24 protein-coding genes are annotated in these 23896 nt (G+C 69.7%); 15 read left to right on the top strand and 9 right to left on the bottom strand.

Features of this window, described 5'->3' with window-relative positions; translation table 11 throughout:
• Nucleotides 1–63: 63 nt before the first annotated feature.
• Both AB0M24_RS18695 and AB0M24_RS18700 read right to left on the bottom strand, forming a co-directional pair.
• Entirely contained in the window at nucleotides 64–2919 is a 2856-nt protein-coding gene (locus AB0M24_RS18695) for a BTAD domain-containing putative transcriptional regulator (protein ID WP_363768668.1), read from the bottom strand.
• 249 nt (nucleotides 2920–3168) lie between these two features.
• Entirely contained in the window at nucleotides 3169–4965 is a 1797-nt protein-coding gene (locus tag AB0M24_RS18700; protein WP_363768671.1) for a long-chain fatty acid--CoA ligase, read from the bottom strand.
• A 98-nt stretch (nucleotides 4966–5063) separates the two neighbouring features.
• Here AB0M24_RS18700 and AB0M24_RS18705 point away from each other — a divergent pair, with 98 nt between their 5' ends.
• The 6 genes from AB0M24_RS18705 to AB0M24_RS18730 are packed head-to-tail and all read left to right on the top strand — an operon-like array spanning nucleotide 5064 to nucleotide 9288.
• Nucleotides 5064–5444 (top strand): polyketide cyclase / dehydrase and lipid transport, encoded by a 381-nt coding sequence (locus AB0M24_RS18705; protein ID WP_363768674.1) that lies wholly within the window; start codon nucleotides 5064–5066, stop codon nucleotides 5442–5444.
• 57 nt (nucleotides 5445–5501) lie between these two features.
• Nucleotides 5502–6290, top strand: a complete 789-nt coding sequence (locus tag AB0M24_RS18710; RefSeq protein ID WP_363768677.1) for a metallophosphoesterase — start codon at nucleotides 5502–5504, stop codon at nucleotides 6288–6290.
• Nucleotides 6291–6313: 23 nt separating this feature from the next.
• Entirely contained in the window at nucleotides 6314–6751 is a 438-nt protein-coding gene (locus tag AB0M24_RS18715) for an SRPBCC family protein (protein ID WP_363768679.1), read from the top strand.
• Complete coding sequence (locus tag AB0M24_RS18720; RefSeq protein ID WP_363768682.1) at nucleotides 6748–7956, top strand: ArsA family ATPase; 1209 nt, start codon at nucleotides 6748–6750, stop codon at nucleotides 7954–7956. Before AB0M24_RS18715 ends, AB0M24_RS18720 begins: the two co-directional genes overlap by 4 nt.
• Nucleotides 7957–7969: 13 nt before the next feature.
• Nucleotides 7970–8314, top strand: a complete 345-nt coding sequence (locus AB0M24_RS18725) for a hypothetical protein (protein WP_363768685.1) — start codon at nucleotides 7970–7972, stop codon at nucleotides 8312–8314.
• Entirely contained in the window at nucleotides 8314–9288 is a 975-nt protein-coding gene (locus AB0M24_RS18730; protein ID WP_363768688.1) for an ROK family glucokinase, read from the top strand. The genes AB0M24_RS18725 and AB0M24_RS18730 overlap by 1 nt, the downstream gene beginning before the upstream one ends.
• Here the strand turns inward: AB0M24_RS18730 and AB0M24_RS18735 are convergent.
• From AB0M24_RS18735 to AB0M24_RS18745, 3 genes are all read right to left on the bottom strand, one after another.
• Nucleotides 9274–9996, bottom strand: a complete 723-nt coding sequence (locus AB0M24_RS18735) for an AAC(3) family N-acetyltransferase (RefSeq protein WP_363768691.1) — start codon at nucleotides 9994–9996, stop codon at nucleotides 9274–9276. The two genes, AB0M24_RS18730 and AB0M24_RS18735, sit on opposite strands and share 15 nt — an antisense overlap.
• A gap of 185 nt (nucleotides 9997–10181) precedes the next feature.
• A complete protein-coding gene (locus tag AB0M24_RS18740; RefSeq protein ID WP_363768694.1) occupies nucleotides 10182–11885 on the bottom strand; it encodes an insulinase family protein in 1704 nt (567 codons plus the stop codon).
• 353 nt (nucleotides 11886–12238) lie between these two features.
• Nucleotides 12239–12709 carry a hypothetical protein gene (locus tag AB0M24_RS18745; RefSeq protein ID WP_363768697.1) on the bottom strand — a complete coding sequence of 157 codons (471 nt, stop codon included), beginning with the start codon at nucleotides 12707–12709 and terminating at the stop codon, nucleotides 12239–12241.
• A 191-nt stretch (nucleotides 12710–12900) separates the two neighbouring features.
• On the opposite strand from AB0M24_RS18745, the gene AB0M24_RS18750 reads away from it, so the two are divergent.
• From AB0M24_RS18750 to AB0M24_RS18770, 5 genes are all read left to right on the top strand, one after another.
• Nucleotides 12901–13635: a lysophospholipid acyltransferase family protein gene (locus AB0M24_RS18750; protein WP_363769319.1), complete on the top strand. Its 735-nt coding sequence runs from the start codon at nucleotides 12901–12903 to the stop codon at nucleotides 13633–13635.
• A gap of 21 nt (nucleotides 13636–13656) precedes the next feature.
• The gene (locus tag AB0M24_RS18755; protein ID WP_363768700.1) at nucleotides 13657–14169 is read left to right on the top strand and encodes a polyadenylate-specific 3'-exoribonuclease AS; all 513 of its coding nucleotides are present in this window, start codon (nucleotides 13657–13659) and stop codon (nucleotides 14167–14169) included.
• A gap of 77 nt (nucleotides 14170–14246) precedes the next feature.
• Entirely contained in the window at nucleotides 14247–15275 is a 1029-nt protein-coding gene (locus AB0M24_RS18760) for a 6-phosphofructokinase (protein WP_363768703.1), read from the top strand.
• A gap of 184 nt (nucleotides 15276–15459) precedes the next feature.
• Complete coding sequence (locus AB0M24_RS18765; protein WP_363768706.1) at nucleotides 15460–15816, top strand: putative quinol monooxygenase; 357 nt, start codon at nucleotides 15460–15462, stop codon at nucleotides 15814–15816.
• A 3-nt stretch (nucleotides 15817–15819) separates the two neighbouring features.
• Nucleotides 15820–17628, top strand: a complete 1809-nt coding sequence (locus AB0M24_RS18770; protein WP_363768709.1) for an FAD-dependent monooxygenase — start codon at nucleotides 15820–15822, stop codon at nucleotides 17626–17628.
• Here the strand turns inward: AB0M24_RS18770 and AB0M24_RS18775 are convergent.
• The 4 genes from AB0M24_RS18775 to AB0M24_RS18790 form a co-directional block, all read right to left on the bottom strand.
• Entirely contained in the window at nucleotides 17589–17948 is a 360-nt protein-coding gene (locus tag AB0M24_RS18775; protein ID WP_363768712.1) for a nuclear transport factor 2 family protein, read from the bottom strand. The genes AB0M24_RS18770 and AB0M24_RS18775 overlap by 40 nt on opposite strands.
• Nucleotides 17945–18394 (bottom strand): cupin domain-containing protein, encoded by a 450-nt coding sequence (locus AB0M24_RS18780; RefSeq protein ID WP_363768715.1) that lies wholly within the window; start codon nucleotides 18392–18394, stop codon nucleotides 17945–17947. The genes AB0M24_RS18775 and AB0M24_RS18780 overlap by 4 nt, the downstream gene beginning before the upstream one ends.
• Nucleotides 18363–19865, bottom strand: coding sequence for an NAD(P)/FAD-dependent oxidoreductase (locus AB0M24_RS18785; protein WP_363768719.1), 1503 nt, complete (start codon nucleotides 19863–19865; stop codon nucleotides 18363–18365). Before AB0M24_RS18785 ends, AB0M24_RS18780 begins: the two co-directional genes overlap by 32 nt.
• A gap of 77 nt (nucleotides 19866–19942) precedes the next feature.
• Nucleotides 19943–20725, bottom strand: coding sequence for an IclR family transcriptional regulator (locus tag AB0M24_RS18790; RefSeq protein ID WP_363768722.1), 783 nt, complete (start codon nucleotides 20723–20725; stop codon nucleotides 19943–19945).
• A gap of 39 nt (nucleotides 20726–20764) precedes the next feature.
• Between AB0M24_RS18790 and AB0M24_RS18795 the strand changes: the two genes are divergently transcribed.
• The 4 genes from AB0M24_RS18795 to AB0M24_RS18810 are packed head-to-tail and all read left to right on the top strand — an operon-like array spanning nucleotide 20765 to nucleotide 23892.
• Entirely contained in the window at nucleotides 20765–21535 is a 771-nt protein-coding gene (locus AB0M24_RS18795) for an SDR family oxidoreductase (RefSeq protein ID WP_363768725.1), read from the top strand.
• Nucleotides 21536–21548: 13 nt separating this feature from the next.
• A complete protein-coding gene (locus tag AB0M24_RS18800) occupies nucleotides 21549–22076 on the top strand; it encodes a cupin domain-containing protein (protein WP_363768728.1) in 528 nt (175 codons plus the stop codon).
• Nucleotides 22073–22957 carry an alpha/beta hydrolase gene (locus tag AB0M24_RS18805; protein WP_363768731.1) on the top strand — a complete coding sequence of 295 codons (885 nt, stop codon included), beginning with the start codon at nucleotides 22073–22075 and terminating at the stop codon, nucleotides 22955–22957. The genes AB0M24_RS18800 and AB0M24_RS18805 overlap by 4 nt, the downstream gene beginning before the upstream one ends.
• Nucleotides 22957–23892: a 2,3-dihydroxyphenylpropionate 1,2-dioxygenase gene (locus AB0M24_RS18810; RefSeq protein ID WP_363768734.1), complete on the top strand. Its 936-nt coding sequence runs from the start codon at nucleotides 22957–22959 to the stop codon at nucleotides 23890–23892. Before AB0M24_RS18805 ends, AB0M24_RS18810 begins: the two co-directional genes overlap by 1 nt.
• The last annotated feature ends 4 nt before the right edge of the window (nucleotides 23893–23896 follow it).

The following is a 23896-nucleotide window of genomic DNA, read 5'->3' on the forward strand; positions in this document are numbered from 1 at the left end:
CGTCGTCGGCAGGACGAAGGTCAACGTCGCCTACACCGGCGCGGCCAAGACCAAGTTCGACCCCTAGACCGACCGCGCCTGGTTCTCCAGAGCGCGCAGACCCAGCTCGGCGCTGCGGCGGGTGGCCTCGTCAGCGGCGGACCGGGACTCGGCGTGACGGTCGAGATCGCCCCACACGACGGCCAGCGCGATCAGCGCGCGGATCTCACCGGACGCGTAGCCGATGCGTCGCGCCGTCGTCAGCGCCTGGTCGAAGAGACCGGCGGCGACGTCGAAGTCGAACAACGCCCGCCGCACCTCGCCGAGCGTGATCCGTACCGACGTCGCCACCTGCGGATCGCCGCCGTCGGCCACCAGCGACAGCGCCCGCGTGGCCAGCGACAGCGCGGCAGACGGGTTGCCGGACGCGAGCTCCACCGCGGCCAGGTTCTCGAGCGTCTCGGCCTCACCGGCGGGCACGTTGCCGATCTGCAGCGCCTGTTCGAGGTGGGAGCGGGCCTCGTCGAGACGTCCCCGCAACCGCAGGGCCATGCCGAGGTACGTGTGGCTGTCGGCGTTCGGAGCGAGCGCCAGCGCCTGCGAGAAGTGCTCGACGGCGTCCTCGATCTCACCGAGCTCCACGGCGAGCTGGCCGAGGTTGTACAGGCCGGTGCTGATGCTGTCGGACGAGTGCAGCATCGCCAGGCAGCGGACCAGCGCGTCCCGGGCCTCGGTCAGCTGCCCGGAGCGGCGGTGCACGAGGCTCAGGTTGTTCAGCACGCTCGCCTCGGCGTCCTTGTCACCCAGCGCGCGATACAGGTCGATGGCCTGGTTGTGGTGCTCGACCGACAGCGCGTACTCGCCCAGCCGCAGGTAGAGGGTGCCGACGTTGGTGTGCATGGCGGCCTGCGCGGGCTGGTTCCCGGACGCCACCGCCGCCTGCAGACCGTGGTGGGCCGTCGCGAGCCACTCGCCCACGTGCTGGCCGATCCACAGGTAGCCGCGCAGGGCGTCGGCGAGCTGCCACGCCATCGGCGCCGGACCGTGCTCGGCGGCCTGCTGGATGGCGGCGGTGAGGTTCGGGCGTTCCGCGTCGAGCCACGCCAGCGCCTCGGCGGACGTCGCGATCCGGGGTGCGGGCCCAGTGGCGGACGTCGGCAGCCGCACGATGCCGGGGTAGAGCAGCTCAGCACAGCGTTCGACGACGCGCAGGTAGTGGTTCAACAACGCGGACCAGGCCAGCTCCTGATCGCCCGGCGAGTCCGACTCCTCGCGCAACGCCGCCGCGTGACGCACCAGCTCGTCGTGGAACCGGAAACGGCCCGGCGCAACAGAAACCACGAGCTGGGCGATCTCCAGCACCGTCAGCAGGCCCTCGGCGTCCACGTCGGCCAACGCCGAGGCGGCCTCCGCGGTGAAGTCAGGACCCGGCACCAGCGACAGCAACCGGAACAACCGTTGCGGCGCCGGCGGAAGAGCCGCGTACGCGAGCTCGATCGGCGAACCGGAAATCGTCACATCACCGCGCCCGGCCAGGTAGGCAGCCGCCACCCGCAACGCCAGCGGCAGATGCCCGCACCGCGCCGCCAGCTCCGCGTGATCACCCGGCCCCAGCAGCTCCGACAGCAACGCGGCGGACTCGGCCGGCGCGAACACGTCCACCGGCACCGTCCGCGCGCCGTTCATCGCGATCAGCCCGCGCAGGTCGTCCCGCGACGTCACGATCACCCGGCACGACGCGGTCCCCGGCAGCAGCGGCCGCACCTGGTCCGGCGCGGACGCGTTGTCCAGCACCAGCAGCATCCGCCTGCCCGACACCAGCGACCGCAGCATCGTGCTCTGCTCGTCCGCGTCCGGCGGGATCTCGTCCGGCGGCACCCCGAGCGCGCGCAGGAACCGCGACAGCACGTCCATCTCGTCCGCGGGCGGCCCCAGCGAGTACCCGCGCAGGTCGACGTACAGCTGTCCGTCCGGGAACCGGTCCCGCAGCAGGTGCGCCACGTGCACGGCCAGCGTCGTCTTGCCCACGCCCGGCTGCCCGGCCAGCGTCACGATCGGCACCGAGCCCGTGACCAGTCCGGAGATCCGCTCGACGTGGTCCAGGCGCCCGGTGAAGTCCGCGATGTCGTCCGGCAGCCGCATCGGCGACGCGGGCGCGCGTTCGGGCTCACGAGAGGCCACCGGAGCGGCCAGCGACGGCGCCCCCACCAAGATCGCCTGGTGCAGTTCCCGCAGCTCACCGGACGGGTCGATGCCCAGCTGCTCGTCCAGCGTCCGGTCGAGCTGCCGGAACGCCTCCAGCGCCTCCGCCTGCCTGCTGCTGCGGTACAGCGCGAGCATCAGCTGCCCCCAGAACCGCTCGCGCAACGGGTGGTCCCGCGTCAGCGCGAACAGCTCCGGCACCAGATCCGCGTGGTTGCCGAGCGCGAACTCCACGTCGATCCGCTGCTCGTGCACCTGCATCAGCATCTCGGTCAGCCGCGGCGCGTTGTCGGCGTGCAGCGTCTCCGAGGGCACGTCCGACAGCACCGGCCCGCGCCACAGCTCCAACGCCTCGGCAAACGCTTTCCGCGCCGTGACCAGGTCGTCCGACGCGGCGGCAGCCCGTCCGCGAGAGGCCGCGTCAGCGAACCGGTGCACGTCCACGGCCAGCGGGTCGACGCGCATCCGGTAGCCGTCAGGAGCGGTCTGGATCAGCGACGGGTCGCCCAGCGCGGCTCGCAACCGCATCACGTACGTCTGCAACGTCCCACGCGTGCGGGCAGGCGGCGCGTCACCCCACACGTGCTCGACGAGTTCCGTCACGGGTACGACGCGGTTCGGCCGCAGCAGCAACGCCGCCAGCAACGCCCTGTGCTTGCCCGCCCGCAGCACCACCGGCGCCCCGTCCAGGCGCACTTCCACCGGGCCGAGCAGCCGGAACTGCGGACCCGAGGTCATTGCCATCCCTTCGCGCGAGCCGGATCATCCCCCTGTACCGGACAGCGTAATTGCGCACTGTCGCCGAGTGACATCGGCGCGTCAGCGATACGTCAGCGCCATACGGCAATCTTCTTCATGTCCCGGTCGGGGGGCCGGGGCAACAAACTTCTCGGGTTCTGCGGAGAGCTCCGCGGATCACGATCGCTGGGGGTCGAAAGGCCCAGGAGCACTCTCTCAGCTCCTGGGCCTTTCGCGCATTAGACCCTCTTACTTCGCGTAGATGGCGTCGATGTCCGACGCGTACGTCGTCGCCACGACAGAGCGCTTCAGCTTCAGCGACGGCGTCATCTCGCCACCGGCCTCGGTGAAGTCGATCGGCAGCACGCGGAACTTGCGGATCGCCTCCGCCTTCGACACCGACTTGTTCGCCTCGTCGACCACGGCCTGGATCTCCGCGAGCAGCTCGGCGTCCTCGATCAGGTCCGCGACCTCGGCCGACGCCGGCTTGCCGTGCGACTCCTTCCACGACGGGAAGAACTCAGGGTCGATCGTGATCAGCGCGCCGATGAACGGCTGCTTGTCGCCGACGACCATGCACTGCGACACCAGGGGGTGCGCCCGGATGCGGTCCTCGAGCTGCGCGGGGGAGACGTTCTTGCCACCGGCGGTGACGATGATCTCCTTCTTGCGGCCCGTGATCTTCAGGAAGCCGTCGCTGTCGAGCTCGCCGATGTCACCGGTGTGGAACCAGCCGTCCTCGAGGGCCTCCTTGGTGGCGGCCTCGTTGTTCCAGTAGCCGGTGAAGACGATGTCGCCCTTGATGAGGATCTCGCCGTCGTCCGCGATCCGGATCGACGTGCCGGGAACCGGGAGACCGACCGTGCCGACCTTCTCCTGCCCGCGGAACGTCACGCACGCCGCCGCCGACGTCTCGGTGAGGCCGTAGCCCTCGTAGACCGGGATGCCGCAGCCGCGGAAGAAGTGCGACAGCCTGTCACCCAGCGGCGCGCCACCGGACACGGCCGCGATCGCCCTGCCACCGAGGGCCGCGCGCAGCTTCGAGAACACCAGCTTGTCGAACACCGCGTGCTTGAGCCGCAGCACCAGGCCGGGACCGCCGTTGTCCAGCGCGGCCGAGTACTCGACGGCGGTCGCCTCGGCCGCGTCGAAGATCTTGCCCTTGCCACCGGCGTGCGCCTTCTGCTTGGCGCCGTTGTAGACCTTCTCGAACACGCGCGGCACCGCGACCACGAACGTCGGCCGGAACTGGCCCAGGTCCGCGACGAGGTTCTTCACGTCGGCGGTGTGACCCAGCGTCGCCCGCGAGTACACGCACGCCAGCGCCAGGGCGCGGGCGAGGATGTGCGCGAGCGGCAGGAACTCCAGCAGCGAGTTGCCCGCGGTGAGGATCTCCGGGAACCGCGACAGCGCCGACCGCACCTCGGAGAGCAGGTTGCGGTGCGTGAGCGTGCAGCCCTTGGGGCGGCCCGTGGTGCCGGACGTGTAGACCAGCGTCGCGGTCTCGTCCGCGCCCACCTGCCCGCGGCGCTCGTGCACCTGCTCGTCGGTGATCTCGGCGCCCAGCGCGGTCAGCTCGTCGACCGCGGCGGCCGCGCCCTCGATCTGCCACACGTGGCGCAGCTCGGGCAGTTTGCCGACGACCTCGTCGACGGACGCGCGGTGCGCCGACGTCTCGACGAACACGGCCTTGGCGCCGGAGTCGGACAGGATCCACTCGATCTGGTCCGCCGACGACGTCTCGTAGATCGGCACGGTGATGCCGCCCGCCGCCCAGATGGCGAAGTCGAGCAGCTGCCACTCGTAGCGCGTCTTGGAGACCAGGCCGATGCGGTCGCCGTGCTCGATGCCGGCCGCGATCATGCCCTTCGCGACCGCCATGACCTGCGCGGCGAAGTCACGCGCCGTGATGTCGACCCAGGTGCCGTCGACCTGCCTGCGAAAGCTGACGGCGTTGCCGAAGCGTTCCGCGTTGGCCCACACCATGTCGGTGAGGTTCTCCTCCGGAGCCACTGCGGCGGTGGCGGGGACGCTGAACTCGCGCACGTCAACCTCCGTACGGTGATTTGTTACTGGTGGGGAAACTTAGCGTGTGATTCCGGCGATACAAAGGTTGGTACGCCCTTCCGTTACCTTTTGACCCCATGGCCAGTGTGGACGTCGTCGACGAGACTTTCCTGGCGGTACCACCCAGCGTGGTCGCCGCCGCCTTCGCAACGCCGTCGTCGTGGCGTGCGTTCTGGCCGGATCTCGAGCTCGACGTCTACGCCGACCGCGGTGACGAGGGGCTGCGCTGGACGGTCGCGGGCGCGCTCGTCGGCACCATGGAGGTCTGGCTCGAGCCGATGCTCGACGGCACCCTGGTGCACTACTTCCTCCGCGCTGATCCACCCGCCGGTTCCTTCACCCCGCGCACCGCTCTTCGCGAGGTGCAACGCCGGCAGCTCGCCGCGAAGTCCGTCGCTCTGGGTCTGAAGCTGACTCTGGAGGACGGTCGTCCCGCTGGCTGCCCGCCGCACGGGTGATCTTCCTTGACTTGCGTCTCATCACCCGTGCCGCTCCCGTGAACTAGGTTGGGAAGCGTGCGGGTTCACGTGGTTTCCGATGTGCACGGCAACGCGGAGGCGCTCGCGCGCGCCGGTGACGGGGCGGACGCGCTCGTCGTGCTCGGCGACCTCATCGACTTCGTCGACTACCACGACCATTCCAAGGGGATCCTCGGGCGCGTTTTCGGGCCCGAGAAGGTGGGGATCTTCGCCGAGCTGAGACGCGGCACCAAACGCGCGGACACCGCCGGCTACATCCGGTCTCTCTGGGACGGTCTCGTCGACGCCCGCGCCATCGTCGAAGAGGCGGTGCTGGAGCAGTACCACGCGCTGTTCGCCGCGATGTCCGCGCCGACGTACGCGACACCGGGCAATGTGGACAGTCCGCACCTGTGGCCGCAGTTCGCGCGCGACGGCGTGCACGTCGTCGACGGCGCGGCGGTGGAGATCGGCGGGCTGCGGTTCGGGTTCGCGGGCGGCGGGCTGATGCCGGCCGGGCACGTGCGCAACCCCAACGCGCCCTGGTACCCGTACCTCCGCACGGACGAGAACATGGCGGCCGCCCTGGACGGGATGGGGCCGGTCGACGTGCTGTGCACGCACATCCCGCCGGCTGTCCCGGAATTGACATATGACGTCGTGGCGCGCCGTCCCGAATGGGGATCACGGCCCGCGCTGGAGAAGATCGTGCGCGAACGTCCGCGCTGGTCGGTGTTCGGGCACGTGCACCAGCCGCTGGCCCGGCGCATGCGGATCGGCTGGACCGAATGCGTCAACGTCGGGCACTTCCAGCGCAGCGGCAAGCCTCACGTCCTCAATTGGTAAAGACGCGAGTAACCTCCTCACACATGGCCGACGAGTCCACTCAGTCCATCGTCATCGACGCGCCGCCTGAGAAGATCATGGCGATCATCGCGGATTTCCCGTCGTACCCGGACTGGGCGAACGGGATGAAAGACGTGGAGGTCCTCGACGCGCGCGATGACGGCCGCGCGGAGCAGGTCCGGTTCGCGATCGACCAGGGCCCCGTCAAGGACGAGTACGTCCTGAAGTACGACTGGGCGGCCGACGGTCTCTCGGTGCAGTGGGACCTCGTCAAGGGCACCATGCAGAAGTCGCAGCACGGCAGCTACGTGCTGGAGCCGTCCGGTACCGGGACCAAGGTCACCTACACGCTGTCCGTGCAGCTGGTGATCCCGATGATCGGGCTGTTCCGCCGCAAGGCCGAGAAGCTGATCCTCGACACCGCGCTCAAGGAGCTCAAGAAGCGCGCGGAGAAGGCTTGAGCCGCGTCCTGCTCTTCACCGGCAAGGGCGGGGTCGGCAAGACGACGCTGGCGGCTGCCACGGCGGCCTCCCTCGCGGCCAACGGTCGCAAGGCGCTCGTTGTGTCGACCGATCCCGCTCACTCGCTGGGTGACGCCCTCGACGTCCGTCTGGGCGCCGCACCGTCCGAAGTAGACACAGCGGACGGGCTCTTCGCGTGCCAGATCGATCCGCGTGGCCTCGTCGACGAGGCGTGGGGCGAGCTGCGCGGGCATCTGCGGACCGTGCTGGCCGGTGCCGGTGTCGACGAGCTCGACGCCGAGGAGCTGACCGTGCTGCCGGGCGTCGAGGAGCTCCTCGCGCTGGCGGAGGTGCGGCGGCTGGCGTCGAACGGGCCGTGGGAGGTCGTGGTCGTCGACTGCGGGCCGACCGCGGAGACGTTGCGGCTGCTGTCGTTGCCCGAGGCGTTCGCGGGGTATCTGGAACGGTTGTTCCCGACGCACCGGCGGGTGGTGCGCGGGTTGCTCGCGGGGGTCGCGGGTACCGGGACCGTCGAGAAGTGGGACGCGACCGCGGACGCGTTGTCGCGGCTCGCCGAGCGGCTGGACTCGTTGCGGACGATGCTGTCGGATCCTTCGTCGTGCTCGGTGCGGCTGGTGCTGACGCCGGAACGCGTCGTGGCCGCCGAGACGCGCCGGACGTTGACCGCGTTGGCGCTGCAGGGAATCCGGGTCGACAGCGTGATCGCGAACCGGCTGGTGCCGTCGCCTGGGTCCGCGCGGGGTGCCGCTGCCACGTGGCTGCGGACGCGTCGGCACGAGCAGGACGCGGTGCTGGCCGAGCTGACCGGGATCGGTGAGATCCGCACGGTCGACCACCGCGCTTCGGAGCCCGTCGGCGTGCCGGCGTTGCTCGAAGTGGCCTCGCAGCTCTACGGCACTGAAGACCCGTTGCCGGGTGCCGCTGTCGCGGAGTCGTTGCTGGAGGTGTCGGGCAGCGGACGTGGTCTCGACGCCCGATACTCGCTGCGGATCGCGTTGCCGCTGGCCGACGACACGGAGCTGGACCTCGCGCGCGTGGGCGACGACCTCGCGTTGACGATCGACGGCAGGCGTCGGCTCGTGGCGCTGCCGTCGTTGCTGAAGCGCTGCATCGTGACCGGTGCGGAGATGGACTCGGGTGGCGTGACGGTGGGGTTCCGCCCTGACCCCTCGCTGTGGCGCTGATCAGGAGTTTTAGATGACCCAGGACAACACCGGCAAGCTCGCCGAGGAGCTGCGGCTGTTCATCGACGCGGCTGCCGAGCGCATGCAGCCGTGGCTGCAGCGGGTGGCGGAGGCGGGCGACGGCGAGCACACGCCCGAGACGTGCGGCTGGTGCCCTCTGTGCAACGGCGTGGCGCTGCTGCGTGGCGACCGCTCCGAACTGGCCGCGAAGGCCGCTGAGCACGCCGCCGGTCTGGTGGCGGTGCTGCGCGCGGCTCTGCGCGAGCCCGGAGCCCCGCCCACGCCGCCGGAGCCTTCTGGTTCGGAGCCTTCCGGCCAGCGTGTGCAGCACATCAAGGTCGTCAGGAAGACCGACTAGTGCTCACCGTCGGAGTGGACATCGGTGGCACCAGCGTGCGCGCGGGCGTCGTGGACGCGCGTGGCTCGGTGCTGGACACCTCACGCGCCCCCACGCCCGCCGGTGAGCGCGCTCTCGAAGACGCGATCGTCGCCGCCGTGGAGGAGGTGGCGGACCGGCACGCGGTGAACGCCGTCGGTCTGGCCGTGGCGGGCTTCATCGCCTCCGACCGCCGCACGGTCCGTTTCGCACCTCACCTCGCGTGGCGGCAGGCCGACGTGGCCGACCGCATGAGCGACCGCCTCGGCATGCCGGTGGTGCTGGAGCACGACGCGAACGCCGCCGCCCTGGCCGAACACCGCTTCGGTGCCGCACGGGGCGCCAAGACCGCTGTGCTGGTGGCCATTGGGACGGGCATCGGGGCCGCTTTACTGCTGAACGGCGAGGTGTTCCGAGGTGCCCACGGCGTGGCGCCCGAGCTGGGTCACCTGCGCGTGGTTCCCGATGGCCGTCCTTGCCCGTGCGGCAAGAACGGGTGCTGGGAGCGCTACTGCAGTGGCACGGCTTTGAGCGCGACGGCGGTAGAGCTGCTGGCGAAGCATCCCGGTGTCTCGACCGTGCTGGCTCGCGAAGCCGCCGGTGACTCGCGTGCCGTGACCGGGCGTCGCGTGGCCGGAGCGGCTCGTGATGGTGATCCTCTGGCGAAGCGCGCGATGGCCGACCTGGCTCGCTGGCTCGGCGAGGGGCTGGCGCTGGTGGCGGACGTCTACGACCCCGAGGTGATCGTCATCGGGGGAGGGGTGTCCGAGTCCGCGCCGATGTTCCTGGACGACGCCCGCGAGCGCTACGCGTCCGTGGTGACCGGGGCTGGGCACCGTCCGCTGGCCCGGATCCGGACCGCGCAGCTGGGGGACGACGCCGGCATCGTGGGCGCCGCGACCCTGGCCCGTGAGATGGCGGCGTCCTTGACGAAGAACAACTCACGCCGGCCCTAGCAGGAGCTGGGCGAGCCGTTTCCTCGCGAAGTCGATGAACGGAACGGCGTCCAGCAGCTCGCAGCGCGCGGCTCCGATGACCTGCCGGACGCTCTGCCCCCAGCCAGCACCGACGCGCGGGAAATGCGTGTCGTTGTCGTCGCCGACGTCCGGTGCTTCGACCCAGACCCGCTGGCCGTCGACGAGGTAGGGGAACCGGCGCAGCTTCGTGCGGTGACCGGGCACCAGCGACTCCGCGTGGTGCAGGAACGAGTTGCGGTTGTGCCCGACGCCGAGCAGCACGATCTGCGCTCCCAGGTCGTACAGCCTGCTGAACGGCGAGTCCGTCCCCAGCGCGTAGGCGAACGGTTGATGTGCGGTGATGTGCTCGGCAGCCGGTCCGAGCGCCGCCACGGACGCCTGCGGATGCCGGCTGCGCACCCGGCCCGGCTCGGCGAGCACGGCAGTGGGAAGCGCGCCCATCGTCGTGGGGAACGCGTCGTGGAACAACGGCACGCGCGCCCTCGCCGCCTCCACATCGGGGTCACCCGCGGTGCGGGCGTCCGGATGTGGATCGGCGATCACGTCGCCGGTGAACGCCGGGACCACGATCGTCCCGCTCTCACCCACGCAACCCCGGAGCGCGCGCAGAACCGTCGCCGCGCCGCCCTCCACGTCACCGAACGCCGAGAGCGACGAGTGCACCACCAGCGTCGCGCCTTGGCTCACACCGAGCTCTTGGAAACCCCGTCGCAGAAGATCGAAACCAACCCGCACGCCCCCAGCCTGCCCGCACCCGCAAGGCCTTTTGCAATGACTCTTTTGCGGACGAAGTCCAAAGAGTCATTGCTAGGCAGCAGGTCAACGGTGTCCACAACTGATATATCGGGCTGTATGCAATCTGCGGGCAGCGGTCAGGGCGCGGTTCGCAGCCTTCGACGGCCGCGGAACAGCGCGTTGAACGGCCAGCCGATGAACCACAGGATGCCGACCGCGATCCAGCTGCCGGCGGTCGCGTCGTCCTTGGCGGCCATGCCGGCCGTCGCGAGCAGCGTGAACACCAACCAGCTGGTGAACAGCACCCAGGCGATCACGCGGGCCACGGTCCTCGGCCAGGTGCGTGCCCGCCGTTGCACGATCCGAGGCGCCTCGGCCACTGCCTCCTCGGCCGTCACCTCAGCGCTCTCCTCCGGCAGCGGCGGGCGCCAGACCACCACCGACGCGGGCACGTGGGCGTCGACCACCGCGATCGCCCGCGGGTCGATGTCGAACTGCCTGGGGTTGATCGGCAGGACCTTGCCGTCAGCGCTCATCAGGTCGCGCCCGCCGTGCGGCCAGGCGTCCATCAGCACGCACTGGTCGTACCTGACCGTGATCACTCCGCCGGGCGTGATCAGGCTGGCACCCGTGTCCCCGATGACGAGGCCCAGCTCGGAGGGCTCGAAGGTGGAATACATGGTTCCGGCCACCGCGGAGGACGACCACGTCGGAACCCGCGCGAACCCCGCCCAGTCCGCTTCGTGGCCTTCCGGCACCTGCAGCACCGCCGAACCCATGGCCTCGACCGCGACCACGTGGACGTCGGAGGGGGTCACGGCCTCCGTCTCGGCGAGCAGTTCCTCGGCGGTCGAGCACCGCCCGCGGTTGAGGAGATCGGTGGCCGCGAGGATGACCACGCTGTTCGTGTCGGCGGCGGGAGCGGAGAGCACCGTCCTCAGCGCTGCCTTGGCGGCGTCGACGTCGGCAGCGGGAACGTCGCCCGCCTTCAACGCGAGCAGCGTCTCGATGAAGCCCTTGACGACGACGTCCTGGTTCTCGGGCAGGGTGTCGGCGAGCGCGGTGATCGTCATGTGCTCGGCGTCGCGGGTCTCGTAGGACGCCGTGGCCAGGTACGAGCCGCCGAGGTCCTGCCGCAGCTTCTGGAACAGCCGGCGTTCGATCACCTGGGACAACACGATGGCGCCCATGGACCGCCGCACGACAGCGCCCATGGACACCCGTCCTTCGCCGGTGTCGAAGTAGGCCGGCAGGACGGGAGGGACCGACGTCGCGGGCGGCGGGGGACGGCGAACGCCGCCGGGCAGGCGCAGCCGCAGTCCTTCGGGCACGTCGTCACCGGTGATCCACAACACCGCGTTCTCGCGGGTGAACCAGTCCGCGGCCCACTCGACGACGTCCCGGGGCCGCAGCAGGTCGACTCCGAAGTCGTTGGCGGCCGCCAACCCGTAGCCCTGTGCGCCGTACCGCCAGGCGGAGACCTCCTCGCCCGGTGAGGATCCGCGGCTCGCGGCCTCGGTGCGGACGATCGTCCTCTCCGCCTCGAACCGGTCGATCGGCAGCGAGGTCAGCGCGTCACACACGCGCGTCAGGAACGCGCCGACCTCGTCCGGTGACCCGACCGTGTAGAAGTGCGTGTTGACCATCCGGGTCATGCCGTTGGCGTGGAAGTCGGGCGACGCGAGCCCGCTGAGTGCCAGGTGTTCTACGAGATGGGTGATGCCCGAGGTGACGTAGGTTTCGTCGGCGACGCCGACGCGGAAGATCAGACCCGCGTTCATCGGGCCGTCGGCCGGTGCGATCACGGTGGGTACGCCGTCCACCTCGGTGTGTCGAATCATGATCCCTGCCCCAGGTCAGCGCCGTTGATGCGTTCAACGTGACCGGGGGCGTGATCGACCACCATGCTTGCGGGTCAGGAATGGCCGGTCGGCCGACAACAACCTGTCTCTTCGGGGGACAAGGCGGTTTGTTCGCTCACCGCGAACAAACCGGGCGACTACCGGCCGAGCAGGCGCAGGATCCGCGGGCGGCGCTTGGCGCGCTCCGCGTCCTTCTTGCCGAGGGTCGCCAGGGCGCGGGCCATCATCAGGTGCTGCATCTGGTCCATGTCCGACACGGTAGGCATGACCGAATCGTTATCTGAAGGTTTGAGTGGCCGTTATCACGTCGTTACCAAGTAAGACGTGACGTGTCACACCTGCGCGCCGTCGTCCCATCCGGAGTCCGGCGGAGGGGTGTTGCGCATGCGCAGGATCAGCCAGCCGACGCCCGCGCACAGCGACACCAGCGACAGCGGCGTGCCGATGCGCGACTCCAGGCCGAAGAGGCCGGGGGCGACCAGCAGGACGATGCCCAGCACGAACAGGCCGAGCGCCGCGATCGTGGACGCGCGCAGCACGGGGAAGGGCGGGGGCTCGGGCGGGACGTAGTGGTCCTCGTCGTCCCGATCTCGCCGTTCGGGCTCGTCCACGGGCTCCGCGGGGACGTCGTCGGCCGCGTCGACGCGTGCCGCGAGAGTGCGGTCGAGGTCGCTCTCGGGGCTCGCCTCGTCGAGGTCGAGCCAGTCCTTGCCGACCCCGTCCCGTTCGAGACCCGCGACGATCTCGGCAAAGAGCTCGTCGACGTTCTCGGGGCCGTCGGTCGAGTCGCGCCGGGCGTTCATCCAGAGCCTCTCCGTGTGCCGCAACCCTCTGACCCCTCATCGTTGCACGGGCAGGATGTGTTGCGGGTTACGGCAGTCGGCTCAGCAGCGGCCGTGACGCACTAACTTGGGATTCGTTGTGTGAGGTGCGGTCGGCTCCGTAGGCTGGTTGCCGGGATCAAGGTTCGGTGTCTAGGGAGGCGCTTCCCGCTGTGCTGTACTGGATCATGAAGCACGTCCTCCTGGGACCGATTCTGCGGCTGTTCTTCCAGCCGAAGATCATCGAGGGCGCCGAGAACATCCCGAAGGAGGGCGGCGCGATCCTGGCGAGCAACCACCTCGCCGTCTCCGACTCCTTCTTCCTGCCGCTGATGCTGTCGCGGCGGGTGACCTTCCCCGCCAAGATCGAGTACTTCACCGGCACGGGGCTCAAGGGCAGGCTGCAGAAGTGGTTCTTCTCCGGCGTCGGCCAGGTGCCGATCGACCGGTCCAGCGCCTCGGCCGCCCAGGGCGCGCTCGACACCGGTGTGCGGATCGTGCGCGAGGGCAAGCTGCTCGGCATCTACCCCGAGGGCACCCGTTCGCCCGACAGCCGCCTGTACAAGGGCAAGGTCGGTGTCGCGTGGATCGCGCTGGAGTCCGGTGCGCCGGTCATCCCGGTGGCGATGTTCGGCACGGACAAGGCCAACCCCATCGGCTCGAAGATGTGGAAGCCGTACCCGATCCGGATCAAGATCGGCAAGCCGCTCGACTTCTCCCGTTACGAAGGGCTGTCGGGCGACCGGTTCGTGCTGCGGTCCATCACCGACGAGATCATGTACGCGTTGATGGAGCTCTCCGGCCAGGAGTACGTCGACGTCTACGCGGCCAAGGCCAAGGAGCAGGCGACGACCGTGCCCGAGCAGGGCAAGGGCTCCGACCGGGTGCCCGAGAAGAAGGCGAGCTGAGCGGCCCCCTAGGGTGTCGCGGTGCGGTTCTTCTACGACTGTGAGTTCATCGAGGACGGGGTGACGATCGACCTCGTGTCGATCGGTGTGGTCGACGAGGAAGGCCGCGAGTTCTATGCCGTGTCCACCGAGTTCGACCCCGAGCGGGCCGGGCCGTGGGTGCGGCAGAACGTCCTCAACCAGCTCCCCTCGCCCGCGGACAAGGCGTGGCGCGGCCGTGAGCGCATCCGCGAGGACCTGCTCGACTTCCTCGGCGCCCGCAACGCCGCCCGTGACGAGGTCGAGCTGTGGGCGTGGTTCGCCGCCTACGACCACGTCGCGCTGGCTCAGCTGTGGGGTGCGATGCCGGCGTTGCCGCGCGCGCTGCCCCGGTTCACCCGTGACCTGCGGCAACGCTGGGACGACGTCGGCCGCCCGAAGCTGCCCGCGCCCCCGGCCGACGCGCACGACGCTCTCGCCGACGCGCGCCACAACCTCGCGCGGTGGAAGGTGATCGAGGAACATCGGCGGAAAATCGGGTTTCCCGTCCGGTAAGTGAGACCCCATGTTGCTGCACCGATACAGCTCGTGAAAGTCTGCGTGACACAGAACACGAGAGATTGGGCAAGCAGATGCGCATCGGTGTGCTCACTGGCGGTGGTGACTGCCCCGGTCTGAACGCCGTGATCCGGGCCGTGGTCCGCAAGGGCATCAAGGCACACGGCTGGGAGATCGTCGGGTTCCGCAACGGGTGGCAGGGTCCGATCGAGAACCTGACCAAGGAGATCGGCCTCGCCGACGTCGAGGAGATCCTCACTCGCGGTGGCACCATCCTGGGCTCGTCGCGCACGAACCCGTACAAGGTCGAGGGCGGTGTCGACCGCATCCGCGAGACGATCGCGGCCAACAACATCGACGCCATCGTCGCGATCGGCGGCGAGGACACCCTCGGCGTCGCCAAGCGCCTGACCGATGACGGCATCGGCGTCGTCGGTGTGCCGAAGACGATCGACAACGACCTCGGCGCCACGGACTACACGTTCGGCTTCGACACCGCCGTGCACATCGCGACCGAGGCGATCGACCGCCTCCGCACCACGGCCGAGTCGCACCACCGCGCGCTCGTCGTCGAGGTCATGGGTCGGCACGCCGGCTGGATCGCGCTGCACTCCGGTCTCGCCGGTGGTGCGAACGTCATCCTCGTGCCCGAGCGCCCGTTCAGCGTCGACAAGGTCGTCGAGTGGGTCGAGCGCCGCTTCGAGCGCGAGTTCGCGCCGATCATCGTCGTCGCGGAAGGCGCGATCCCCGAAGGTGGCGCCGAGGTGCTGCACTCCGGTGAGCGCGACGCGTTCGGTCACGTCCGCCTCGGTGGCGTCGGCCAGTGGCTCGCGGAGGAGATCGCGGACCGCACCGGCAAGGAGTCCCGCGCGGCCGTGCTCGGCCACATCCAGCGCGGTGGTACGCCGACCGCATACGACCGCGTGCTCGCGACCCGTTTCGGTCTGCACGCTGTCGACGCCGTCGCGGCCGGTGACTTCGGCACGATGGTCGCGCTGCGCGGCACCGAGATCGTCCGGGTGAAGCTGTCGGAGGCGACGGCCGAGCTCAAGACCGTTCCGGCGGAGCGCTACGAAGAGGCCGAGGTCTTCTTCGGCGCGTGATATCAGGCCTGGTCAGGGCCCGATATCCAATATCCGATATATCAGTTATGCAAAAAACGTTTGCGGACGTCCGCAAACGTTTTTTGCATAAGAGGGTCCCGCTCGCTGGGACTGGCGCTGTGACCAGGCGCTCTCTGGCTGCGATGGTGAATTCATCATCCGTTGAGCAGTCAAGGGAGACCTGATGAGCGACGCACGAGTCGTGCTGCCCGAGCCGGACGCCGACGAGACCGGGCCCTACACCCACCTCGGGTTCGCGACCGCCAAGCCGGGGTGCGAGGACCGGGTCGAGGCGTTGATCCTCGGCCTCGTCGAGCCGTTGCGGGCGGAAGAGGGCTCGATCGAGTTCCACGTGCACCGCGACCGCGCGGACCGGTCGCAGTTCGTGATCTACGAGATGTTCCGGTCGAAGCAGGACCTGGAGAAGCACCTCGCCGAGCCCTACGTCCAGGAGTTCGTGCGGGCGGTCGGGCCGCTCGTCGAGGGTCCGCTCGTGCAGCAGTTCCTGCGCATGTCGAGCGCGCTGCCGGCGGTGAGGTGAGCCGTGGGCCTGCTGATCTTCGCCGTCGTCGCGCTGCTGTTCCTGCTCACCCGCCGGATGTGGGGCAGGCTCACCGGCAACCCGCTGCCGCAGGTGACCGCTCGTCCTGGTCGGGGGTTCCTGGCCAACCTGGGCAAGTCGAGGGCCCGGCCGAAACCGTCGGTCGCCCCGCCGAAGAACACCGGACCGAGGCTCGCGCACTACGACTGCGACGTGCTCGTCGTCGGCGCGGGCCCGAGCGGCCTGATGACGGCGGCGCTCCTGGTCAGGCAGGGCGTCAAAGTCCACGTCATTGACGCCGGCGCCGGACCCGCCACCGAGTCGAGGGCGTTCGCCGTCCAGGCGCGGACGATCGAGCTCTTCCGGAGCATCGGGCTCGCCGACGAGCTCCTCGGCCGCGGCGTCGTCACCACCGGCATCCGCTTCCACGTCAGGGGCCGGGAGGCGGGCGGTCTCGACTTCGACCGGGCGAGTGCCGCGACCACGCCGTACCAGTTCATCCTGATGGCGCCGCAGTCCGAAGTGGAGGAAGTGCTGCTGAAGGACCTGGCGCGGCACGGCGTCACCGTCCGCCGAGACACGAGATTGACGCAACTGCGCCAGACCGAAGACGCCGTCACCGCAATCGCGAACGAGCGCACCCTCACCGCCCGGTACGTGGTGGGGGCAGACGGGGCGCACAGCACCGTCCGGCAGCAGCTGGGGCTGAGTTTCGACGGCGACAAGTACGGCCAGCGCTACCTGCTCGCGGACTGCAAGGTCGACTGGCCGCTCGACCACGCGCACTTCCGGGTGTTCATGAACCGCGACCGCATCGGCCTCTTCCTGCCGCTCCACGGTGCCGAGACGTCCAGGGTCATGGTCACCGACGCAGGCGACCCGCAGGCGGAGTTCGACCTGGAGAACCTGCAGGCCGAGCTGCGCAAGGCGATGAACGTGCCGCTCACCCTCAGCGCCCCGATCTGGACCAGCCGCTACCAGGTCCACCTCCGTGGCGTCGACGACTACCGGCGCGGCAGGGGTTTCCTCGTCGGCGACGCCGCCCACATCCACTCCCCGGCGGGCGGCCAGGGCATGAACACGGGCCTGCACGACGCCGCCAACCTCGCCTGGAAGCTCGCCACCGCGATCAACGACGACATCGACGTGCTCGACACCTACTCCGCGGAACGTCATCCGGCGGGTGTCCGGCTGCTGAAGTTCACCGACCGTCTCTACAAGGTCGCGGCAGGACTGCGCGGCTGGCAGGCGTGGCTGCGCGACACCGCGGGGCCGTTCCTGATCGGACGGATGTCGGCGGCCCCGATCCCGCACCGCAAGTCGTTCCACCGCCTCAGCCAGATCAGCCTCGGCTACCGGCCCAGCGAGATCAACGTCAACGGACTGCTCTACTCGCTCAGGGGTCCGCTCGCGGGCCAGCGCGTCCCGGACGCGAGGATCAACGCCGCCGAGCAGGTGTTCGACCTGCTGCAGGGTTATCAGCTGCACGTCCTCGCGTTGTCCCGCAAGCACCTCACCGCCGACGAGATCACCGCGCACTCCACAGCCCTCGCGGAACTCGGCGTCGCCGGCCACCTCGTCGCCCGCGTCGAAGCCAGGGGAGACGACCGCGTGCACCGGGCGGACTCGGCGCAGGTGTTCGAGCACTACGGCCTCACCGAACCGGATTCGCAGGCCCTGTACGTGATCCGCCCTGACGGCCATGTCGCCTGGCGGTGCGACGAGCTGGACGTCGAAGCCTGCCGGGAGTTCCTCGGCAGGCTCCACCGCTCTCACGCCAGTGCCGGAGAGATGTCCATGTGCACGCGATAGTCGACGACCTCGGCGCCGGACATCCAGATCACCGTCACACAAGGCAACGCGAGCGGTGTCCCGTCCGGCGCCGAGGTCTCGATCGTGAACCGGCAGAACAACTGGTCCCCGACCTCCGCCACCTGCTCGACCACGTGCCGCACCCACGGCAACGCCCCCGCGGCACCGGCAGTGGCCGCCACGACAGCGGCACGCCCGATCAACGGCTCGTTGTTGCCGAACACATAAGTGGCATCGGAGGCGAACCAGGAACCGAACGCCTCGGCGTCACCCGCATCGACCGCGGCGCACATCCGCCGCACCATCTCCGCGCGGCTCATGGCTTGTGCTGCAACGAAAGACCGTGCCGCACCATGATCTCCGCGACCAGCTTCATGTCCCGCGGCCCGGGAGGCAGCTCGGACAGCGCCTGGTAGTAGTTCTCCAGCCCCGGCGGCGACACGACGGCCACCACGCGGGTCTCCTCGTCGAACGGGTTGTGGAACATGTGCGGCACCCCGCGCGGCATCAGCAGCGAATCCCCTTGCCCCAGCACGTGTTCCTCGCCGTCCAGCTCGACGACGACCCGTCCCTGGACGCACGTGAACAGCTCGTCCTCGCGGGTGTGGACGTGCGTGGGCGGCCCACCGAGGTTCGGCGGCACGACGTACTCGAACAACGAGTAGGCGCCCTTGGTGTCCGCACCGGTCAGCCGGGTGTAGATGCCCAGGCCGATCGCGCCGACGTTGGTGCCCTCACCGCTGCGGTAGACGTGGTGCTCTTCCATGTTCTCCAACCTCATTTCGAACGGCTTCGAGCCGGGTGAGCAACAAAGGCGTGACCTTGCGGTAGGCCGAGGGCGCGACGGGGTTCAGCCAGTGCGCCGCGCGGGTGGCCCTGCCGATCTGCAGGTCCAGGTCCTCCAGCACCTCGTCGGCGTTGTGCAGGGAGAACGGGATGATCTTCGTGCCGCGGCAGTGGTGCGTGTTCGTCGCCTCGTCCATGAACGCGAGCTGCGCGGTGACATCCGCACGACGAGCAGCGGCGTCCGGCAGCGAGAGCGCTCCCTCCAGGTCCGCCGCGATCCACAACGCCGCCATCTCCGCGTTGAGAGGGCTGAAGAACGACGAGTTGTAGCCGTTGAAGTACAAGCCGGGCACGTCGATCGGCTGGATCTGCCGGTACAGCACGAAGTTGCCGCGCTCGTCGAACAACCGTTCCCGCACGGCTTCCGGCAGGAACGGCACACCCTGCGTGAACCCGGTGGCGCACACGACCAGGTCCGCGGGCAGCATCGTGCCGTCCGACAGCACGGCGCCACTCGACGTCAGCCGCTCGATGGTCGTGTCGCGGCGCACGCGGATCGCGCCGGACTCGACGCCCTCGAAGAACCCTTCGGTGGCAAGGCCGATCGCGCCCTTGACGATGTCCTCCATCCGCCCGGACGGCACGAGGCCGTGCTGGGCGAGCCCGAACTGCCGCACCGACACCGACCCGAGCGAGTTGAGCATCGAGCGCCGCACCCGGTTCGCGGGACCGTGCAGGAACTTCTCGAACCCGCGCAGCCACCGGTACCGGAACAGGGCCTCGCCCATGCGGGTCAGCAGCAGCATCTTGAAGTTGACGACCCCGGCGATCTTGCGCGGCACCTTCCACAGCAGCTGCCGCGCGATGACGTCGGTGCTCGCCGCCACCTCGCTGATCGGCACCGTGACGTCGCACGCGGACTTGCCGTAGCCGACGACCAGAACGCGGCGCCCACGCGCTTCCTCGGCGTCGTGGAACTCCGTGCCCGCGAGCACGCGCCCACCGGCGGCCTCGAAGTCCGCACGGCCGGGGAACGCGGGCACGGACGGTTCGCAGAACACGCCGTTCGCGACGACAACGCGGTCGTACCGATATGTCGTCCCGGTGTGTGTGGTCAGCTCCCACTCGCCGTCCACTGGCACGACCGACGTCACGGTCGTCTCCAGACGCAGGCACGCGTCGACGCCGAAATGCCACGTGTACGCCTGCAGGTACGCCTGCACCTGGGCGCCCGTCGGCCACTCCGGCAGGTCCTTCGGCATCGGGAAGTCCGAGAACGAGTACTGCGCCTTGGGACTCTGCGTGGTGAGGCCGGGGTAGCGCCGGGTGCTGCTCCACACGCCGCCGACGTCGGGTGTCCGGTCGAACACCTCGACCTCGTGCCCGGCCTGCAGCAGCACCTTCGCCGTGGTGAGGCCGGCGACTCCGGCACCGATGATCGCGACTCGCATCCTGGTCCTCCTGGGTGAGGATGTGACGGACCACACTCTGGAGCGCTCCCACGAGCGGAGCCAACCGGGAGTCCCGGCTAGTGGGACTCCCAGCGGCGGGTCGAGTAGGCCCGGCTCGCTGCCGCGGCCGCCATCCGCACGGCGGGACCGATCCGTTCCGGGCGCACCGCCGCGTTCGGGCCTGTCACCGACAACGCCGCGACGACCTCACCGCTCGCGCCGAAGATCGGTGCCGCGACGCAGCTGACGCCGACGTTGCCCTCCTCCCTGTCGTAGGCCCAGCCGCGGTCGGGGATCGCGACGAGCTCACGGCGCAACGCCATCGGGCTCGTGATGGTGCGAGGCGTGCGGCGTTCCATGCCCGCGGCGATCACGGTGTCCACTGTGGACGTGTCGGAGTAGGCGAGGATCGCGCGGCCCAGACCCGAGCAGTGGGCCGGGATCATGCCGCCGACCTGCTCCAGCATCGGCATCGGCCGGTGCCCGGTGATCTTCTCCACGACCAGCACGCGGGTGCCGTCGAGCACGCCGAGCTGGACGGTGACCTTGGCGGCGGCGTAGAGGTCCTGCAGGAACGGCAGCACGGCCTCGCGCAGCTCGTGCCGCACCGGCACCAGGCCCGCGAGCTTGAACAGGCCGGTGCTGATCCGGTAGCGGTCGCCCGGTTTGTCGAGCCAGCCGAGCTCGATCATCCGCGCCGCCGTGCGGTGCACCGTCGAGCGCGGCAGACCGGACCGGCGCACCAGTTCGGCGAGGCCCAGCTCGCGGTGCGTCACGTCGAACGCGTCGAGGATCGCCGCCGCGCGTTCGAGTGAACCGCTCGGCTCGGTTGCCTGCGAGTCCCGGCCACTGGGACTCATCCTTGGTCCGCCTCTCGCATGCGACGACTGTAGGAGCCCATGTACGCAAACACCACGCGGGTCGCGCTCGTCGGGGGCGGCGCCGGCGGCATCGGAGCGGCGACGGCCGCCGCGCTCGTCGAGAGCGGGCATCGCGTCGTGCTGGCCGGACGCACCGAGGTCACGTTGAAGGAGACTGCTTCGGCTTTGGGGGCCGACCACATCGTCTGCGACCTCGCCGACGCCCGCGAGGCCGCGACGGTCGTGACCCACGTCGGTGACCGGTTCGGTTCGCTCGACGTGCTGGTCGTGAACGCGGGCGGGCCGTCGCCCGGCGGGATCTTCGAGGTGACGGACGCGCAGTGGCACCGCGACCTCGACCTGTTGCTGCTCGGGCCGCTCGCGTTGCTGCACACCGCTTTGCCCGCGATGGCGCGGCGCGGGTTCGGCCGGGCCGTGGTGATCACGTCGACCGCCGTTCGTCAGCCGCAGCCCGGGCTCGCGTCGTCCACGGTGCTGCGCGCGGCGGTGACGTCGGCGATGAAGCTCGTTTCGCGGCAGTACGCGGCGGATGGGGTCACGGTGAACTGCGTGGCTCCAGGCGCCACGTTGACTCCTCGGCGGCTGGAAGTGTTGCGTCGCAGGGCCGAGGCGGCGGGCGTGGATCTCGACGCGGCGGCCGCGGACGATCTCGCGGACATTCCGGCTCTGCGCGCCGCGGATCCGTCCGAGATCGCTGCGGCGGTGGCGTTTCTGGCTTCCGCACAGGCTTCTTATGTGAACGGCACCGTGCTCACCGTTGATGGTGGGCGTACCGAATTCGCAGTGTGAAAGGGAAATCGCGTTGGCCACTTCCGGACCCGACTTCGCCATGACCGACTTCCTCGGGGCGCTCACGCACGCGGTGCGGCCCGACGGCGGGCGTCCGCTGGTCGTGCACGACGACGAGCTGGAGACGATCCCGCCGGGCGCGGTGCCGAACCCGACGACGCTGCGCATCGCGGGCAAGCTGCCGACGTCGACGTTCGAGCTGTTCCGGCAGGTGATCCCGCCGGGCGAGAGCTCCGACATGCAACGGCACTACCACGAGACGGTGCACTTCGTGATCTCCGGCGACGGGCACAGCGAGATCCAGAACGCCGAGCCGAACGCGTTCGAGTGGGTCTCGTGGACTACCGGCTCGTTCGTCTACACGCCGCCGTGGACCTGGCACCGGCACTACAACGACTCGTCCGAGCACCCGGTCGAGTTCCTGACCATCGAGAACTCCCGGCTGCTCGCGCTGTTCGGGCTCGCCCGCAGGCAGAGCGCGGGGCTCGCGTCGTTCGCCGAGGCTCGCGCCCGTTTCGACACACCAGGGGAGGGGCAATGATTCCCGAGCACGTCAGCATCTGGGGCGAACTGTCGCCTGTGGACCACACAGTGCGGCACGTCGACGTCCCCGTGCGCGGCCACGTGGTGCGGACCAGGGTGCTGCAGGCGGGTGCCGGTCCGGAGCTCGTGCTGCTGCACGGGACCGGCGGCCATCTGGAGGCGTACGCGCGGGACATCGCCGGGCTGGCGGAGGACTTCCACGTCACCGCCTACGACATGATCGGCCACGGCTGGTCCTCGCTGCCGGACCTGCCGTACACGATCGACGTGCTGTCCGAGCACCTCGTCGGGCTGCTGGACGCGTTGGGTGTCTCGTCGGCGCACCTGTCTGGTGAGTCGCTCGGTGGCTGGGTGGTGGCGTGGGTTGCGGCGCACTTTCCTGCGCGCGTCGATCGGCTGGTGCTGAACACGCCCGGCAACATCGCGAACAAACCCGAAGTCATGCGACGGATGCGCGACAGCACGATGGCCGCGGTGCTCGACCCGAGCGAGGAGACCGTGCGGCGGCGGGTCGAGTTCCTGTTCCACCACAAGGAGATGGTCACCGACGAGCTGGTGAACCTGCGGCGGCAGGTGTACTCGCGGCCTGGTTTCGTGCAGGCGATCACGAACACGCTGGTGCTGCAGGATCCGGTGGTGCGCAAGGACTTCGCGTGGGATCCGGCGTGGGTGGGCAAGGTCGCGGCGCCGACATTGTTGTTGTGGACCAGCCATGACCCGACGGGTGGGCTGGACGAGGCCGACATGTTGCTGTCCTGGCTGCCGGACGCGCGTCTGCACGTCATCGACGACGCGGGGCATTGGCCGCAGTGGGAGAAGGTTTCGGAGTTCCTCGACACGCACCGCACCTGGCTGCTGCACGGAAAGGACCCGTCCTGATGGCGGAGATCATCGGTTTCGCCGGTATGTCCCACAGCCCGTTCGCGACGCTGCTGCCGCCGGACGGATCCGACGGGCCAGGCGCGGTGTTCCTGCGCGACGCGGATCGGGTGCGGCGCGCGGTGGAGGCGCTGGCGCCGGACGCGATCGTGGCCATCGGGCCGGACCACTTCCACGCCAACTTCTACGACGTGATGCCGCCGTTCGTGCTCGGTGTCGAGGAAGCCGTCGGGTTCGGGGACTTCGGCAGCAGCTCCGGGCCTCTGCTGGTGGCGCAAACGCTTGCCTGGTCGGTGCACGGCGGGTTGGCCGACGCGGGGTTCGACGTGTCGTTGTCGTATTCGCTGACTGTGGACCACGGGATCGTGCAGAGCTACGAGATGATCACCGGCGGGACTTCCCTGCCGTTGGTGCCGCTGGTGGTGAACACGGCCGCGCCGCCGTTGCCGTCTTTGGGCCGCTGCGTGGAGTTGGGGCGCGCGCTCGGGGCTTCGTTGCGTTCTTCGGTGTTTCCCGGGCGGGTGCTGGTGGTCGCGAGTGGCGGGCTGTCGCACTGGTTGCCGTCCAACGACCCGCGCGATCCCTCGGTGGTGGGGGAGCGGCGCGAGTCGTTGATCCGCGGGCGCTCTTATGCGCGGGAGTTCGCTGCGGCCCGGGAGCCTCGCGTGCGGGAGATGGGCGGCAACCCCGACGCGCGCGTCAACGCCGTGTGGGACGGATGGTTCCTCGACCGGCTGTCGGTCGGTGCGGCCGAGGAGATCGCTTCGGTGGGGCACGAGGCGTTGGAGGCGCACGCGGGCAGTGGCGGGCACGAGGTCCGGTGCTGGCTGATCGGGCAGGTCGCCGTGGGGCTGCCGCTGGTGTGGACGAGCTACGAGCCCGTGCCGGAGTGGATCACCGGCATGGGCATCGGCACCACTTTCGCAGTTGTTTGATTCG

It is taken from the genome of Lentzea sp. NPDC051838 (assembly GCF_040681245.1).
GTDB lineage: Bacteria > Actinomycetota > Actinomycetes > Mycobacteriales > Pseudonocardiaceae > Lentzea.

Bases quoted from the DNA above. Each gene is read 5' to 3' on its own strand.
- AB0M24_RS18745 (WP_363768697.1), bottom strand. From the start codon at position 12,709: ATGAACGCCCGGCGCGACTCGACCGACGGCCCCGAGAACGTCGACGAG.
- AB0M24_RS18775 (WP_363768712.1), bottom strand. From the start codon at position 17,948: ATGAGCCGCGCGGAGATGGTGCGGCGGATGTGCGCCGCGGTCGATGCG.
- AB0M24_RS18780 (WP_363768715.1), bottom strand. From the start codon at position 18,394: ATGGAAGAGCACCACGTCTACCGCAGCGGTGAGGGCACCAACGTCGGC.
- AB0M24_RS18695 (WP_363768668.1), bottom strand. From the start codon at position 2,919: ATGACCTCGGGTCCGCAGTTCCGGCTGCTCGGCCCGGTGGAAGTGCGC.
- AB0M24_RS18795 (WP_363768725.1), top strand. From the start codon at position 20,765: ATGTACGCAAACACCACGCGGGTCGCGCTCGTCGGGGGCGGCGCCGGC.
- AB0M24_RS18725 (WP_363768685.1), top strand. From the start codon at position 7,970: ATGACCCAGGACAACACCGGCAAGCTCGCCGAGGAGCTGCGGCTGTTC.
- AB0M24_RS18790 (WP_363768722.1), bottom strand. From the start codon at position 20,725: ATGAGTCCCAGTGGCCGGGACTCGCAGGCAACCGAGCCGAGCGGTTCA.
- AB0M24_RS18810 (WP_363768734.1), top strand. From the start codon at position 22,957: ATGGCGGAGATCATCGGTTTCGCCGGTATGTCCCACAGCCCGTTCGCG.
- AB0M24_RS18740 (WP_363768694.1), bottom strand. From the start codon at position 11,885: ATGATTCGACACACCGAGGTGGACGGCGTACCCACCGTGATCGCACCG.
- AB0M24_RS18760 (WP_363768703.1), top strand. From the start codon at position 14,247: ATGCGCATCGGTGTGCTCACTGGCGGTGGTGACTGCCCCGGTCTGAAC.
- AB0M24_RS18785 (WP_363768719.1), bottom strand. From the start codon at position 19,865: ATGCGAGTCGCGATCATCGGTGCCGGAGTCGCCGGCCTCACCACGGCG.
- AB0M24_RS18705 (WP_363768674.1), top strand. From the start codon at position 5,064: ATGGCCAGTGTGGACGTCGTCGACGAGACTTTCCTGGCGGTACCACCC.
- AB0M24_RS18765 (WP_363768706.1), top strand. From the start codon at position 15,460: ATGAGCGACGCACGAGTCGTGCTGCCCGAGCCGGACGCCGACGAGACC.
- AB0M24_RS18805 (WP_363768731.1), top strand. From the start codon at position 22,073: ATGATTCCCGAGCACGTCAGCATCTGGGGCGAACTGTCGCCTGTGGAC.
- AB0M24_RS18715 (WP_363768679.1), top strand. From the start codon at position 6,314: ATGGCCGACGAGTCCACTCAGTCCATCGTCATCGACGCGCCGCCTGAG.